The following is a 14,202-nucleotide window of genomic DNA, read 5'->3' on the forward strand; positions in this document are numbered from 1 at the left end:
GAATTGTCTCGATACCAAGATACCTGAGCGCTTCTCGCCCCCGAGAATCTGCTCGTCCCTGGGACGGAGCGCACCGGAGGGGCTAGCCTGTCACTATGTCCGAACTGCGCATGGTCGAACTCTCCGCTGCGACGATCGTTGCCGTGAACAACCTGTCGCTCAAGCCCGGACAGGAGCAGTTCCTCGCTCCGGTGTCCTACGGCATCGCGGCCACCGTCATCAACCCGGCCACGTCGTGGCAGCGCGTCGTGCTCGACGGCGACCAGGTCGTCGGCTTCGTGAGCGCGAACTTCGACCCCGAGGCGCCCGAGGAGCACTTCCGCTCCGTCCTCTGGCGCATCAACGTCGACGCCGACGATCAGGGCAAGGGCGTGGGGCGCTTCGCCGTCGAGCAGCTGGTCGAAGAGGCGCGCTCGCGCGGCGTCGACCACGTCAACGTCATCTACGAAGCCGGCGAAGACGGCCCCGAGGCCTTCTTCCTGCGCGTCGGATTCACGCCGGTCGGCGAGACCGAGTACTCCGAGGTCATCGCCGAGATCCGCGTCACACCGTAGACCGGCGGCGGGGTCTCGAATCCCCTCCCCCATCGAGGCCCCGTCGCCCTGTCGGTGCGATCCTCGATGCCCGTCGGGGCCGGATCACGGATTTGTTGCGAGTCGCCACAAAAAGCTTGCACTCCCTCGCAGACCGTGCCTATCATCGCTTCAGGGCGCTGGCGAAGCGCTTCGATGATTTCCCGAACGAGCGACGACGGAGTCCCGATGACGACGATCCATGAGGTGGCGCACGCCGCCGGCGTGTCGATCAGCACCGTCTCCTACGCACTCAGCGGCAAGCGGCCCGTCTCCGAGAAGACGCGGCGCCGGATCGAGGACGCGGCTCGCACACTGGGTTACGAGCCCGACGCCGGCGCACGGATGCTGGCGGGTCGCCGCACCCACATCTTCGCGCTGACCGAGCCGCTGCGCGCCGACACCCACGCCCCCACCCACATGGCGTTCGTGCTCGCCACGGCGGTCGCGGCGCGGCGCCGAGGGTACGACATCCTCCTCCTCACCGACGAGCAGACCTCGGAGGGGATGAACCGCGTCGCCGCGAGCCGCCTCGTCGATGCGATCCTCGTGCTCGACGTCGCCCCAGACGACGACCGGGCAGCCATCGCGCGCAGTGTGGGCACGCCGACCGTGTTCATCGGCATCCCGAACGACGCCGAGGGTCTGACGTGCGTCGACCTCGACTTCGAGTCGGCGGGGGCGCTCGCGATCGACCGGCTCGCCGACGCCGGGCACCGGCGGGTCGTGCTGCTCGGCCAGACCGAGGTCTCGTACCGCAAGTCGAACTTCCCCCGGCGATTGCTCGCGGGCGTCACGGACCGCGCCGCGCGCCGCGACATCACCCTCGAGTGGGCGACGACCGGCGACACGACGACTGATGCCGCGCTCGTGCGCTCGACGTGCGACGCCGCCCTGGATCGCGGCGACCGAGCGTTCGTCGTGCACGCCGTCGGCGACGTGCACGAGATCCTGCTCGAGGCCATCGCCGGCCGCGGACTGCGCGTCGGCGAGGACGTCTCGGTCGTCTCAGCCGCGGCATCCTTCGACACGACCGAGCTGTCGGTCGCGATCGACACGATCCCGCTCGTGCCGCAGCAGTCGTGCGAGCTGGCCGTCGATCTGGCGGTCGGCAGCGTCGAGAGCGGCGGCTCCTCGCCCCGCATCCACCTCATCCCGCCCGAGTACCGCGCGGTCGGCTCGATCGCTCCCGCCCGGGAGTAGCGAAAGCACCGCGTCCTCATCGTCTGCGCGCTGTCGAAACGCTTCGACAGCTCACCGAACCACAACTGAAGAGACCCGAAGAAGTGTCCAGGCCATGAGGCCACCGAGAAAGGAGTGCCGACGATGGCACGCAACATCCGCACGACCAAGACGCTGGCCGCCGTGGCCGCGCTGACCGCGGCAGGAGTCGTCCTGAGCGGCTGCGGCGCCGGCTCCGGAGACGAGGGCGGCGATGGCCAGACCCTCAAGCTGTGGCATTACGAGAGCGCAGACAGCGCCATGGGCAAGGCCTGGGAGGAGGCCATCAAGATCTTCGAGGAGGAGACGGGCGCGACCGTCGAGTTCGAGGAGAAGTCCTTCGAGCAGATCCAGAAGACCGCCAGCCAGGTGCTCGACACCGACGCCGTCCCCGACCTCATGGAGTTCAACAAGGGCAACGCGACCGCCGGCTTCCTGGCTTCCACCGGCCTGATCTCGGACATCTCCGACGCGGTCGACGAGTACGGCTGGGACGAGAAGCTCGCCCCGTCGCTGCAGACCACCGCCAAGTACTCCGAGGACGGGGTCATGGGCGGCGACACCTGGTTCGGCATCCCGAACTACGGCGAGTTCGTCGGCGTGTACTACAACCAGGATGCTTTCGCCGAGGCCGGGCTCGAGATCCCGACCACGTACGAGGAGTTCGTGGCCGTGCTCGACGCGTTCGTCGCGAAGGGCGTCACCCCGCTCGCCGAGGCCGGCGCCGAGTACCCGCTGGGTCAGCTCTGGTACCAGCTCGCACTGCTCGAGGGCGACCGCAGCTTCGTCGACGCCTACCAGCTCTACGACGGCGAGGTCGACTGGCAGGGGCCGGAGATCAGCACCGCGACCGAGACCCTCAAGGAGTACGTCGACAAGGGCTACATCGCCTCCGACGTCTCCTCGGTCAAGGCCGAGGACGCGGGTGTCTCCTTCATCAACGGCACGTCGCCGATCTTCGTGTCGGGGTCGTGGTGGTTCGGCCGCTTCGTCGCCGAGGCGACCGGCTTCGACTGGACGATGACCGCGTTCCCCGGCGCCGATCTGTCGCTCGGCTCGTCCGGCAACCTCTGGGTCGTGCCCGAGAACGCGGCCAACAAGGAGCTCGCCTACGAGTTCATCGACATCACGATGCGCCCCGAGATCCAGGCCATCATCGGCAACAACGGCGGGCTGCCCGTCGCCGCCGACACGGCTGACATCACCGACGAGAAGAGCGCCGCGCTCATCGAGACGTTCAACGGCGTGCTCGACGCCGACGGCCTCTCGTTCTACCCGGACTGGCCCGCACCCGGCTTCTACGACGTGATCGTGCAGGAGCTCCAGGGCCTCATCACGGGCTCGCAGGACGCGGAGACCACCGACAAGAACCTCGGCGAGCAGTACGACGAGGGCACAGCGGAATTCCGTTGATCGATTCGCGGAGGGCGGCGTCCGCGCCGCCCTCCGCATCCTCCTGGAGAAGAACATGACACTCGCCACGCGCGAACCCCGCACCGGATCGGGCCGCACCACGCTGCCGCCCGAACAGCCGTCGATCCCGCAGCGCCGCGGCGGCACCGGCGCCTACTGGATGTACCTGCTGCCCGGCTTCGTCCTGCTGCTGGTCGTCGTCATCGTCCCGCTGATCTGGAACGTGTACCTCACCTTCACGAAGTGGAAGGGTGTGCGCACGCCGGAGTTCATCGGTCTCGAGAACTGGCAGAAGATCCTCAGCGACAGCGACTTCTGGACCTCGTTCGGGAACTCGGTGTGGATGATCATCGCCATGGTGGTCGTCCCGACCGTCGTGGGTCTCGTCGTCGCAGCGCTCCTCTTCGATGTCGTCGGGCGCAAGTTCGGCGGCAAGGTCGGCAGTTTCCTCAGGGCCACGTACTACCTCCCGCAGATCCTGCCCATCGCCGTCGCCGGCATCGTGATCGGGTGGATCGTGCGCCCCGGCGGCGACGGCGCCCTCAACCAGATCCTCGGCGCCTTCGGCATCCCCGCCTACGACTGGCTCGGGCAGATGCCGTCCGCGCTGATCGTGCTCATGGTCGTCATGGTCTGGGTGCAGCTGGGCTACCCCGTCGTGGTGTTCATGGCCGCCCTGCAGCGGGTCGACCCGGAGCTCTATGAAGCGGCCGAGCTCGACGGCGCGAACTGGTTCCAGCGCTTCTCGGCCATCACCATGAGCATCATCCGTCCCGAGATCTTCGTCGTGACGCTCACCTGCACGATCGCCGCCCTCAAGGTCTTCGGGCCGGTCTACATCATCACGCGCGGCGGGCCGGCAGGATCCACGCTCGTGCCCGCGTACTACGCGTACCAGGAGTTCTTCACCAAGCGGAACGTCGGATACGGCGCGACCATCGCGACCGTGCTCACGATCGTCGTGGTCATCGTGTCGATCATCTTCATCCGGGTGCAGAACTCGCTCGAGCGCAAGGAAAGGGCGGGTCTGTGATGCACGCCACCACCGCCATCGTCACCGGCAAGCCCACGAAGACCCGTCCGCGAGGCGGCATGACCAAGAAGCGGCCGATCGACTGGCTGCTGCTCGCGCTCATCGTGATCGGCGCCCTGCTCGTGATCGCGCCGTTCTACCTCGTGCTCGTGAACTCCTTCAAGTCGCCCGTCGACTACGCCACCTCCGGCCCGCTCGCGATCCCCGAGACCCTCGACTTCGGCGGCATCATCAAGTTCTGGGAGCGCGTGAACTTCCCCGAGAAGGTCTGGAACTCGATCTTCATCTCGGGCGTCGTCGCTCTGCTGGCGGTCGTGATCTCGATGCTGAACGCCTTCGCCATCGGCATCGGTCGGGTGCGGGGCCGCTCGTGGATCGTGCTGCTGTTCCTGCTCGCCAACCTCCTCCCCCAGGAGGCGCTGCTGTACCCGCTGTACTACATGTTCAAATCCGTCGGCCTGTACGACAGCGTGTGGTCGGTCATCATCGTGTTCACCGTGATCCAGGCGGCGTTCGGCACCTACCTGCTGTCGTCCGTCTACGGCACGTTCCCCAAGGAGGTGCTCGAGGCCGCCTCGCTCGACGGCGCGAACCGCTGGCAGATCCTCTGGCGCGTCGTCTTCCCGATCAGCCGACCGACACTGTCGGTGCTGCTCATCTTCTTCTTCATCTGGACGTGGAACGAGTTCCTCATCCCGCTCACGTTCCTCGCATCCAACGCGAACCAGACGGTGCCCGTCGCGATCAGCGTGCTGCAGGGCGACCGGCTCATGGACGTGACGACCACGAGCGCGTCCGCGCTGCTCGGCATCATCCCCACACTCATCTTCTTCCTCATCTTCCAGCGCACGCTGACACGCGGCATCACGGCAGGAGCAGTCAAGTAATGAAGTTCACCGACGGGTTCTGGCAGCTGCGCCCGGGCGTCACGGCGCTCTACGCGCAGGAGGCCTACGACATCGCCGAGACCCCCACCCCCGACGGCCCCGGCCTCGTCATCACGGCACCGACCATGGTCATCGCCAAACGCGGCGACACACTCAACCGCCCCGTGCTCACGACGACGCTCTCCTCCCCCGCGGAGGGAGTGATCCGGGTGCGCATCGCCCACCACGAGGGCGGACGCTGGCACGGCGGGTTCGCACTCACGGGCGCAGGGACGGGAGCGGCTCGGGTGTCGCTCACCGACGCCGGCGGATCTGTGGATGCGGGGGCGCTCGTCGCACGCATCGCACCGGGCTCGCCGTGGGACCTCTCCTTCGAGGTCGACGGTCGTCGCGTCACGGGCAGCGGCCACAAGGCGCAGGGCTACATCCGCCTCGGCGCCGCAGCGCAGGTCGACCAGGGAATCGTGTCGAACGCCCGGCAGGGCGGAACGGCCCCCGCGGCATCCTCGTTCGTGCACGAGCAGCTCGACCTCGGGGTCGGCGAGCTCGTCTACGGCCTCGGCGAGCGCTTCGGCCCGCTCGTCAAGAACGGGCAGTCCGTCGACATCTGGAACGCCGACGGGGGCACGTCGAGCGAGCAGGCGTACAAGAGCATCCCGTTCCACCTGTCGAACCGCGGCTACGGCGTGCTCGTGAACGATCCGGGACACGTCTCGTACGAGATCGGGTCCGAGGCCGTCGAGCGGGTGCAGTTCTCGGTCCCGGGAGAGGTGCTCGAGTACTTCGTCATCGCCGGCCCCACGCCGAAGGACGTGCTGTCCCGGTACACGGCGTTGACGGGGCGCCCGCCCGTCGTGCCGGCCTGGTCGTACGGCCTCTGGCTCTCGACGAGCTTCACCACCGACTACGACGAGCAGACGGTCACCTCGTTCATCGACGAGATGGCGGCGCGGGAGCTGCCGGTGTCGGTGTTCCACTTCGACTGCTTCTGGATGCGCGAGTTCAACTGGTGCGACTTCGAGTGGGACCCCCGCGTGTTTCCCGACCCCGACGGGATGCTCGCGCGCCTGCACGAGAAGGACCTGCGCGTCTGCGTGTGGATCAACCCGTACATCGGGCAGCGCTCCCCCCTGTTCCGCGAGGCCGCCGACCAGGGCTTCCTCGTTCGCCGCCCCGACGGCTCGGTGTGGCAGTGGGACCTGTGGCAGGCCGGCATGGGACTGGTCGACTTCACCAACCCCGAAGCGACGGCCTGGTACCAGGCGCACCTGCGCCGGCTCGTCGAGCAGGGCGTCGACTGCTTCAAGACCGACTTCGGCGAGCGCATCCCCACCGAGGTGGTCTGGGCCGACGGGTCCGACCCGGCGCGGATGCACAACCTCTACACCGACCTGTACAACCGGGCCGTGCATGACGTGCTGACCGAGGCGCGCGGCGCCGACGACGCCGTGCTGTTCGCACGGTCGGCGACGGCCGGCGGCCAGAGCATGCCGGTGCACTGGGGCGGTGACTCGACCTCGACGTACGCGTCGATGGCCGAGACTCTGAGGGGCGGTCTCTCCCTCGCCCTCAGCGGCTTCGCGTTCTGGAGCCACGACATCGGCGGCTTCGAGGGCACGCCCGACGCCGGGGTCTTCAAGCGCTGGACGGCCTTCGGTCTGCTGGGCTCGCACTCGCGCTTCCACGGATCGAGCTCGTACCGGGTGCCGTGGGCGTTCGACGATGAGGCCGTCGACGTGACGCGACGGTTCACCCAGCTGAAGATGCGGCTCATGCCGTACCTGTACCAGCAGGGACTGGATGCCGCGGCGACCGGCATCCCGCTGATGAGGCCGATGCAGCTCGAGTTCCCCGACGACCCCGCCGTCGGATACCTAGACCGCCAGTACATGCTGGGATCCAGCCTGCTCGTCGCACCTGTGTTCTCCGCCGACGGCTCGGTCGAGTTCTACCTGCCCGAGGGCGAGTGGACGTCGCTGCTCACGGGCGAGACGGTCACGGGAGGCGGATGGCGTCGCGAGACCCACGACTTCGACTCGCTGCCCCTGTACGTGCGGCCGGGCACGGCCCTGCCGTGGGGTGCGCGCACCGACCGCCCGGACTACGACTATCACGAGGGTCTCGAGGTGCGGGTCTTTCCCGGGGGCGGCGGTCGTTGCTCAGTGACGGTCACGAGCCCCGACGGAGACCGGAGGGCGTACGACGTCGACCTCGAGCGGGTGAGCCGATGAGCGGCGACGCGTTGCGCAACCGACCCCGCTGACGCTTGTCGGGCCGCTGCTTCGGCCAGATCCCGCGGGGCTGCTCACAAAGGCGTCTCGCTAACGCTTGTCGGGTCGCTGCTTCCGTTCGTTCCATGCGGCGAACGCGGAGGCAGCGGCGCCGGCAGCGCGGTCGAAGGCTTCCGCCGACCTCGAGAGCATGTCCTGCGCGGCATCCTGCCAGGTCGGTGCAGCCGGCGCCTCGCCCGCCTGCACTCGCGCCGCATACTCCGCCGCCTCGAACGCCCGCTCGAGGTCGGCGACCGCATCGCGGTAGGCGGCGAACTCCGCCGGAGTCGTGACCTTGCCGCTCGCAGCGCGGCGCGCGTCGACCGCCGCACCGGCCGCGCGCAGGTAGGCGGCCGTCGCGGGCTGCTTGACGTCTGTCATCGCGGGGTAGGCGATCTGCAGCGAGGCATCCGTCTCGTACCGCATCCACCGTGCGGTGATCGCGTCGTGCTCGGCCTGCAGTCGCTCGAGCGGACGGGGAGCGGATGCCGCGGGCAACGCGGCCCGCGCCGCGCTGAGCCGCACCTGCTTGGCCCGGACGTCCGCAGCGGCGGCCTTCGCGTCGTTCTCCTTCTCGCGGAGCATCCGTTTGGCAGCCGCGACCTGCTCAGGCGTCGCCCGCCGCGCACTGCGCTCGGCAGAGACGCGCGCGTACTCCGCCCTGGCGAGCCGAGCTGCCATGCGGCGCTCCGTCGCGAGCTGCTGCGCCTGTCTGAGGTCGTGCCGCGCGGCGTCGACCGCGAGCCGGCGTCCGCTCTTCATGCTCCGCCTCCGCATCCCGATCCCGCCCGCAGCGACCCCTCCGGCCGCGACGGGCGCTATCCACCACCACTCGATGAGCAGCAGCGGGTCCATGCTTCGATGCTACCCAGTGCCCGCGACTCTGTCCTTGCCCCTCGCCCCTGTCCCCTCGCCCCTGTCCCCTCGCCCCTGTCCCCCGCCCCGGTCGCGCAACTTCTGCGGCCCTCGCCCACTTCTGCGGCCACCACGGATTCCTGTGGCCGCAGAAGCTGACCAAGGCCGCAGAACTTCACCCCCGCACCCCTCCTGCACATCCCGGACCCGCGCTCGGTTCTCCCCGATGGTGTTGTCGGCGGCATCGCCCGACCGATCGACGCCGCATCCTTGATCGATGGACCTGACCGCATGGCTCTCCGCACGCAGCGGAATCGCCCACCGATCGGATGCCGCGGCGCACGGTTTCTCTCCTCGCCATGTGCGGGCCGCGATCCGCGCGGGAGAGGTGCGCCGTGTGCGCGCGCAGTGGGTGGCGCTCGATTCCGCGCCGGCAGACCTCACCGCGGCCGCCGCGGCATCCGGCCGACTCACTTGCGTCTCGCTCGCCCGTCGTCGCGGATGGTGGATACCGGACCGAGTGGATGCCGGCTTGCACCTTCAGGTCGGTCCGAACGCCCATCGCCATCGCGACGATGCAACGCTGCACTGGGGCGTGCCGCTCGTCGATCGCGGCGCTCGGGAACTCACGGCATCCGTCGAAGACGCGTTGGCGCACATCGCGGTCTGCTGCTCCCACGAGGACGCTCGGGTGATCTGGGAGTCGGCGGTCCGGGTGGAGGGACTCGACCTCGAAGCCCTCCGACTCGTGCGGTGGCGCGATCCCCGCTCTCGCGATCTCGCCCACCAGGTGGTCGGACTTTCGGATTCCGGCCTGGAGACGATCGTCGTCGTCCGGCTCAGCGGCTGGGGCGTTCCCGTGCGTCAGCAGGTGCGTCTGGCGGGACGACGGGTGGACATCGTCGTCGGCTCGCACCTGGTGATCCAGATCGACGGCTACGCGCACCACTCGTCGTCGGCGCAGCGCGGCGCCGACGTCGCGCACGACGCGGAACTGCGCCTCCGCGGGTACACGGTGCTGCGGTTGACCTATGAGCAGATCATGTACAAGTGGCAGAAGGTGGAGCGCACTCTTCAGGCCGCCATCGCGCGCGGCCTCCATCTACCGCCCGACCGTCGCAGCTGACCGTGCGCAACTTCTGCGGCCGTGAGCGACTTCTGCGGCCACGGCACGCAGGTCGTGGCCGCAGAAAGTGACGGAGGCCGCAGAAAGTTGCCCGCGCCAGCCGGCTAGACGAGCGTCTCCTGCCAGGCCGCGTGCAGCTGCGCGAACTTCCCGGTGCCGCCGATCAGCGCCTCGGGGCTGTCGTCCTCGATGATGCGGCCGTGCTCCATGACCAGCACCCTGTCGGCGATCGCGACCGTCGACAGACGGTGCGCGATGATGATGGCCGTGCGGTCTTTCAACAGCGTCTGCAGAGCATCCTGGATCAGACGCTCTGACGGGATGTCGAGCGACGCCGTCGCCTCGTCGAGGATGAGCACCGAGGGGTCGGCGAGGAACGCGCGCGCGAACGAGATCAGCTGTCGCTGCCCCGCCGACACCCGACCGCCACGCTTGTTGACATCGGTGTTGTAGCCGTCGGGCAACGACGCGATGAACTCGTCGGCGCCGACCGCGCGTGCCGCCGCACGGATCTCGTCGAGCGACGCGTCGGGCTTGCCCAGCGCGATGTTGTCGGCCACGGTTCCGCTGAAGAGGTACGCCTCCTGCGTGACCATGACGATGGCGCGCCGCAGGTCCTTCGGGTGCAGGTCGCGCAGATCGACGCCGTCGAGCGTGACCGTGCCGAGCGACGGGTCGTAGAACCTCGAGATCAGCTTGGCCAGCGTCGACTTGCCCGCTCCCGTCGTGCCGACGAGCGCGATGGTCTGTCCAGCGGGGATGTCGAGCGAGAAATTCGGGAGGATCGTCTTCTCGCCGTTGTAGCCGAACGTGACCTCGTCGAACCGCACGTGGCCGCGCGACTCCCACAGGTCGACCGGCTTCTCGGGGTCGGGCACCGTCGGCACCTCTTCAAGCACTCCCGACACCTTCTCGAGCGCAGCCGTCGCCGACTGGTAGGAGTTCAGGAACATCGCGATCTCCTGCATGGGCGCGAAGAAGTTGCGCACGTACAGCACCGCCGAGAGCAGCACACCCACCGTGAGCGCGTCGGTCGAGACCCGGATGCCGCCCCACAGCACCACGATTCCGAGCACGAGCGCCGCGACACCCATGAGTCCCGGCTCGAACGTGCCGAACAGCAGCATCGACCGGCGGTTGACGTCGCGGTAGTCGCCCGCGACCTGCTGGAACGACTCGTCGTTGCGGGGCTCCTTGCGGAACGCCTTGACCGCGCGGATGCCCGTCATGGTCTCGACGAACTGCACGATGACCTTGGCGCTGATGACGCGCGACTCGCGGTACACCAGCTGCGACCGCGAGTAGAACCAGCGCATCAGGAAGAACAGCGGGATGCCGCCGATCGCCAGGATCAGCCCCGATTGCCAGTCCCATACGCACAGGGCGATGAACGTGAACAGGCCGAACAGCACTCCGGACACGAGCTCGTTGAGACCGCCGTCGAGCAGCTCGCGGATCGAATCCAGGTCGCTCGTCTGCCGCGAGATGATACGACCCGACGTGTACGACTCATGGAACTCGAGGCTCAGCCGCTGAGTGTGCAGGAAGATCCGCTTGCGGAGGTCGAGCAGCACCGCCTGGGTCAGCTTCGCCGCGATGATCACGTACCAGGCGATCATGGCCGCGGCGACGGCGCCGGCGAGCAGGTAGATACCGCCGATCATGAACGTCGGCATCCAGTCGGCTCGCTCGAGCACGGCGGGCAGAGCGCGATCGAGGCCGATGCTGATGAGGATCGGGCCCGAGACCTGCAGCGCGGTCGAGATCACGAGCACGACCGCGGCGAGCACGATCTGCGGCTTCAGCGGGCGCACGAGCGAGCCGAGCAGGCGCAGCGACCTGCGGCGGATCGCCCTGCTCTCCTCGCGTGTGTAGCGGGAGCGGTCCTCGTCCTGGGTTCCGGTGATCGCGGAGCTCATCGCTGCACCTCCTTCTCGGTGAAAAGGTCTTCGTCGTCGGGGGTCTCCTCGCGGATGCCCTCGCGCACGGCATCCTCGATCTGGTCCTGCTCATCGCGGATGATCGGGATCGCGCCGGTGCGCGCCGCTTCCTCGGCCTCGAGGCTCGAGATGACGTGCCGATAGTGGCTGCTCGACCGCAGCAGCTCGGAGTGCGTGCCGACCGCCGTGACGCGACCCGCCTCGAGCAGGGCGACCCTGTCCGCGAGCGCCACGGTGGAGGGCCGGTGGGCGACGATCAGAGCCGTCGTGTCGGCGAGCACGTGGCGCAGCGCCTCTTCGACGAGCGCCTCCGTGTCGACGTCGAGCGCCGACAGCGGGTCGTCGAGCACGAGCACCTTGGGCTTCGCCGCGACGGCCCTTGCGAGCGCGAGGCGCTGACGCTGACCACCGGACAGGCTCAGCCCCTCCTCGCCGATGATCGTCTCGACGCCCTCGGGGAGCGTGTCGACGAAGGATGCCTGTGCGACATCGAGCGCCTCGCGCAGCACTCGCTCCGCCTCCGCGCTCTGGACGTCGAGATCGGCGCGGCCCAGCAGGACGTTCTCCCGCACGGATGCCGAGAACAACGTCGCATCCTCGAAGGCCATCGCGACATGCTGACGCAGCTCCGCGAGCGGCAGGTCGCGCACGTCGACACCGTCGAGCGTGACGCGACCGCCGGTCACGTCGTAGAGACGCGTCGGCAGTGTCGTCAGCGTGGTCTTGCCGCTTCCGGTCAGGCCGACGAGCGCCATGGTCTCGCCCGGACGCAGCACGAGGTCGATGCCGTCGAGCAGGTCGCGCTCGTGCGCCCCCGCGTCCTGGTAACGGAAGTGCGCACCCTCGAACGCGAGCTCGCCGCGCGGGTTCTCGATGTGCACCGGGTTCTCCGGATCCGTGATCGTGTTGGTCTCCGCGTAGATGTCGAACACGCGGTCGGTGGCCGTCCGCGCGTCGAGCATGAACGAGAACAGGAAGCCGATCGACTCGATGGGCCAGCGCAGCACGGTCGCCATGGCGAAGAACGCGAAGAGCTCAGGCAGCTCGATCGCCCCCTGCGAGATCAACCAGACGCCCGACATGAGGCTGAGCCCGAACGCGATCTGCGGCATGAGGTCGAGCCAGAACCAGATCGACGAGATCGCTCCGGCCTTGCTCATCTCGGTCTCGCGCAGCGTCTCGGCCTGCCGGCTGAACCGACGCAGGGCGTGCTTGCCACGGCCGAACGCCTTGAGCACGCGGATGCCGTGCACGCTCTCCTCGACACTGGTGGCGAGGTCGCCGGCCTGGTCCTGGCTGCGCCGGGTGAGGGCCCCGTAGCGCTTCTCGAAGAGGTAGCCGCGGATCCACAGCGGGATCGCCGTGACGATGAAGATCGTGCCGAGCAGCCAGTGCCACCGGAACAGCAGGACCGCGCCGATGATGATCGTCAGGACGTTGACGACCAGCAGCACGAGACCGAACGCGAGCCACCGGCGGATGAGTCCGATGTCCTGCATCATTCGGCTCAGGAGCTGCCCTGACTGCCAGCGGTCGTGGAATGCGACCGGCAGCGTCTGCAGCCGCGAGTACAGCTCGGTACGCATCTTGTACTCGACCTGGGTCGCGGGGTTGAGGATGAACTGGCGGCGCAGCCACACCATGAGCGCCTCGCCGAGGGCGAGACCGAACACGGCGAGCGCACCCCAGATGATGGCGTCGATGGCACCGGTCTGCACGGGCCCGCGGATGATCTGCTCGAGCACGATCGGGATCATCAGGGCGATGACCGCCGCGGCGAGCGCACTGAGGGCACCGCCGGCGAGCCGCCAGATGACGGGCCTCACGAACGGCTTGAGCCGCCACAGGGCTGCCGGGGTGGAGAGGGATGACGAGGGGGAGCTGTTCGACGATGAAGGCGAGGAAGACATGTCTCTCAGACGAGTTTCGTATGGAAAGCGGTTACTGAACGGACGCGCGCGGGCGCGAAGACGACTTTCGGAGCCCGGCACCCGAGCGGTGAAGTCGCGAGCGGTGAGTCGCGACGCGACTCCGAGGTGGGCTCTAGCGGAGCGGACGCGCCGGGGTCGAGCCGTGAGCGGCGATCGGCGCAATGACGATCGATGTCATGATGTCCTCCTCAGGGGCTCGGCGATGTCGTCCGGTCGGCGCGACAGCCCATCAGCCTATTCCTGAGAACCAGCTGAGCGCAAGAGAGATTCCCGATCTGCAGAAGTGGCGGATCCGCCTCTCCGACCGGGCGCTCAGTCAGATCGCGACCGCTTCCCGCGCGAGAAGGCGCTCCTTCACCGGCAGCCCCCAGGCGAAGCCGCCGAGCGAGCCGTCGGTGCGCAGCACGCGGTGGCAGGGCACGAACAGCGCAGGAGCGTTGCGCGCGCAGATCGAGGCGGCGGCGCGCACGGCCTTCGGGATGCCGAGACGAGCGGCGAAGGACGTGTACGTCAACGGCTCCCCCGGGGTGATATCCCGCAGTGCCGCCCATCCGAGCTGCTGCAGCGCCGTTCCGTGCTGCGCAACCTCGACCGTATCGATCGCCGTCACGTCGCCCGCGTAATACGCGCGGACGGCTGCCGCCGCATCCGTCTCGCCGTCGCGCACGTCGACGGGACGATGCGCCACGGGGAGGCGGACGAGGATCGCATCGTGGTCTGCGGTCCAGCCCGAGGCGAGAACGCGCTGCTGCTCGTCGGCGAGGATCGTGAACGGCCCGTCGGGGGTGTCGACGGTCTGGGTGAGGGCGGTCATGAGGACTCCTTCGCAAGAGACGGGACGCTCGAGAAAGATCGGACGGTCGAGAAAGACGAGACGGTCGGAGGCGCGGCAGTCGGGGCACCATCCGCGAGGCGGCCAGCGGGCGCGGGTCGCACGCGCGCCGAGCGCCCGCG

Annotated in this window: 11 protein-coding genes; 7 read left to right on the forward strand and 4 right to left on the reverse strand. The window is 68.5% G+C overall.

Annotated elements, in window-relative coordinates; genetic code table 11:
• Nucleotides 1-95: 95 nt before the first annotated feature.
• The 6 genes from AUC47_RS11620 to yicI all read left to right on the forward strand — a co-directional run bounded on the left by AUC47_RS11620 (nucleotide 96) and on the right by yicI (nucleotide 7,357).
• Nucleotides 96-554, forward strand: a complete 459-nt coding sequence (locus AUC47_RS11620) for a GNAT family N-acetyltransferase (protein WP_096715336.1) — start codon at nucleotides 96-98, stop codon at nucleotides 552-554.
• Nucleotides 555-761: 207 nt separating this feature from the next.
• Complete coding sequence (locus AUC47_RS11625) at nucleotides 762-1,775, forward strand: LacI family DNA-binding transcriptional regulator (RefSeq protein ID WP_096715337.1); 1,014 nt, start codon at nucleotides 762-764, stop codon at nucleotides 1,773-1,775.
• Nucleotides 1,776-1,898: 123 nt separating this feature from the next.
• Nucleotides 1,899-3,206: an ABC transporter substrate-binding protein gene (locus AUC47_RS11630; RefSeq protein ID WP_179297602.1), complete on the forward strand. Its 1,308-nt coding sequence runs from the start codon at nucleotides 1,899-1,901 to the stop codon at nucleotides 3,204-3,206.
• Nucleotides 3,207-3,261: 55 nt separating this feature from the next.
• Complete coding sequence (locus AUC47_RS11635; protein ID WP_096715338.1) at nucleotides 3,262-4,239, forward strand: carbohydrate ABC transporter permease; 978 nt, start codon at nucleotides 3,262-3,264, stop codon at nucleotides 4,237-4,239.
• Nucleotides 4,239-5,126 (forward strand): carbohydrate ABC transporter permease, encoded by an 888-nt coding sequence (locus tag AUC47_RS11640; RefSeq protein WP_096715367.1) that lies wholly within the window; start codon nucleotides 4,239-4,241, stop codon nucleotides 5,124-5,126. Before AUC47_RS11635 ends, AUC47_RS11640 begins: the two co-directional genes overlap by 1 nt.
• The gene (yicI, locus tag AUC47_RS11645; RefSeq protein WP_096715339.1) at nucleotides 5,126-7,357 is read left to right on the forward strand and encodes an alpha-xylosidase; all 2,232 of its coding nucleotides are present in this window, start codon (nucleotides 5,126-5,128) and stop codon (nucleotides 7,355-7,357) included. The genes AUC47_RS11640 and yicI overlap by 1 nt, the downstream gene beginning before the upstream one ends.
• Nucleotides 7,358-7,447: 90 nt before the next feature.
• Here the strand turns inward: yicI and AUC47_RS11650 are convergent, their stop codons facing one another.
• Nucleotides 7,448-8,251 carry a hypothetical protein gene (locus tag AUC47_RS11650; protein ID WP_096715340.1) on the reverse strand — a complete coding sequence of 268 codons (804 nt, stop codon included), beginning with the start codon at nucleotides 8,249-8,251 and terminating at the stop codon, nucleotides 7,448-7,450.
• A gap of 277 nt (nucleotides 8,252-8,528) precedes the next feature.
• Between AUC47_RS11650 and AUC47_RS11655 the strand changes: the two genes are divergently transcribed.
• The gene (locus tag AUC47_RS11655; RefSeq protein WP_096715341.1) at nucleotides 8,529-9,377 is read left to right on the forward strand and encodes an endonuclease domain-containing protein; all 849 of its coding nucleotides are present in this window, start codon (nucleotides 8,529-8,531) and stop codon (nucleotides 9,375-9,377) included.
• Between the two features lie 104 nt (nucleotides 9,378-9,481).
• On the opposite strand, the gene AUC47_RS11660 is transcribed toward AUC47_RS11655, so the two are convergent.
• The 3 genes from AUC47_RS11660 to AUC47_RS11670 all read right to left on the reverse strand — a co-directional run bounded on the left by AUC47_RS11660 (nucleotide 9,482) and on the right by AUC47_RS11670 (nucleotide 14,062).
• Nucleotides 9,482-11,296 carry an ABC transporter ATP-binding protein gene (locus AUC47_RS11660; RefSeq protein WP_096715342.1) on the reverse strand — a complete coding sequence of 605 codons (1,815 nt, stop codon included), beginning with the start codon at nucleotides 11,294-11,296 and terminating at the stop codon, nucleotides 9,482-9,484.
• Nucleotides 11,293-13,227 (reverse strand): ABC transporter ATP-binding protein, encoded by a 1,935-nt coding sequence (locus tag AUC47_RS11665; protein WP_096715343.1) that lies wholly within the window; start codon nucleotides 13,225-13,227, stop codon nucleotides 11,293-11,295. Before AUC47_RS11665 ends, AUC47_RS11660 begins: the two co-directional genes overlap by 4 nt.
• A gap of 337 nt (nucleotides 13,228-13,564) precedes the next feature.
• A complete protein-coding gene (locus AUC47_RS11670) occupies nucleotides 13,565-14,062 on the reverse strand; it encodes a methylated-DNA--[protein]-cysteine S-methyltransferase (protein ID WP_096715344.1) in 498 nt (165 codons plus the stop codon).
• Between the last annotated feature and the right edge of the window lie 140 nt (nucleotides 14,063-14,202).

Origin of the sequence: Microbacterium sp. SZ1, from assembly GCF_002362255.1 — a bacterium.
Taxonomy (GTDB): domain Bacteria; phylum Actinomycetota; class Actinomycetes; order Actinomycetales; family Microbacteriaceae; genus Microbacterium.

Bases quoted from the DNA above. Each gene is read 5' to 3' on its own strand.
- AUC47_RS11670 (WP_096715344.1), bottom strand. From the start codon at position 14,062: ATGACCGCCCTCACCCAGACCGTCGACACCCCCGACGGGCCGTTCACG.
- AUC47_RS11620 (WP_096715336.1), top strand. From the start codon at position 96: ATGTCCGAACTGCGCATGGTCGAACTCTCCGCTGCGACGATCGTTGCC.
- AUC47_RS11635 (WP_096715338.1), top strand. From the start codon at position 3,262: ATGACACTCGCCACGCGCGAACCCCGCACCGGATCGGGCCGCACCACG.
- AUC47_RS11640 (WP_096715367.1), top strand. From the start codon at position 4,239: ATGCACGCCACCACCGCCATCGTCACCGGCAAGCCCACGAAGACCCGT.
- AUC47_RS11655 (WP_096715341.1), top strand. From the start codon at position 8,529: ATGGACCTGACCGCATGGCTCTCCGCACGCAGCGGAATCGCCCACCGA.
- AUC47_RS11625 (WP_096715337.1), top strand. From the start codon at position 762: ATGACGACGATCCATGAGGTGGCGCACGCCGCCGGCGTGTCGATCAGC.
- AUC47_RS11665 (WP_096715343.1), bottom strand. From the start codon at position 13,227: ATGTCTTCCTCGCCTTCATCGTCGAACAGCTCCCCCTCGTCATCCCTC.
- AUC47_RS11650 (WP_096715340.1), bottom strand. From the start codon at position 8,251: ATGGACCCGCTGCTGCTCATCGAGTGGTGGTGGATAGCGCCCGTCGCG.
- yicI (WP_096715339.1), top strand. From the start codon at position 5,126: ATGAAGTTCACCGACGGGTTCTGGCAGCTGCGCCCGGGCGTCACGGCG.
- AUC47_RS11630 (WP_179297602.1), top strand. From the start codon at position 1,899: ATGGCACGCAACATCCGCACGACCAAGACGCTGGCCGCCGTGGCCGCG.
- AUC47_RS11660 (WP_096715342.1), bottom strand. From the start codon at position 11,296: ATGAGCTCCGCGATCACCGGAACCCAGGACGAGGACCGCTCCCGCTAC.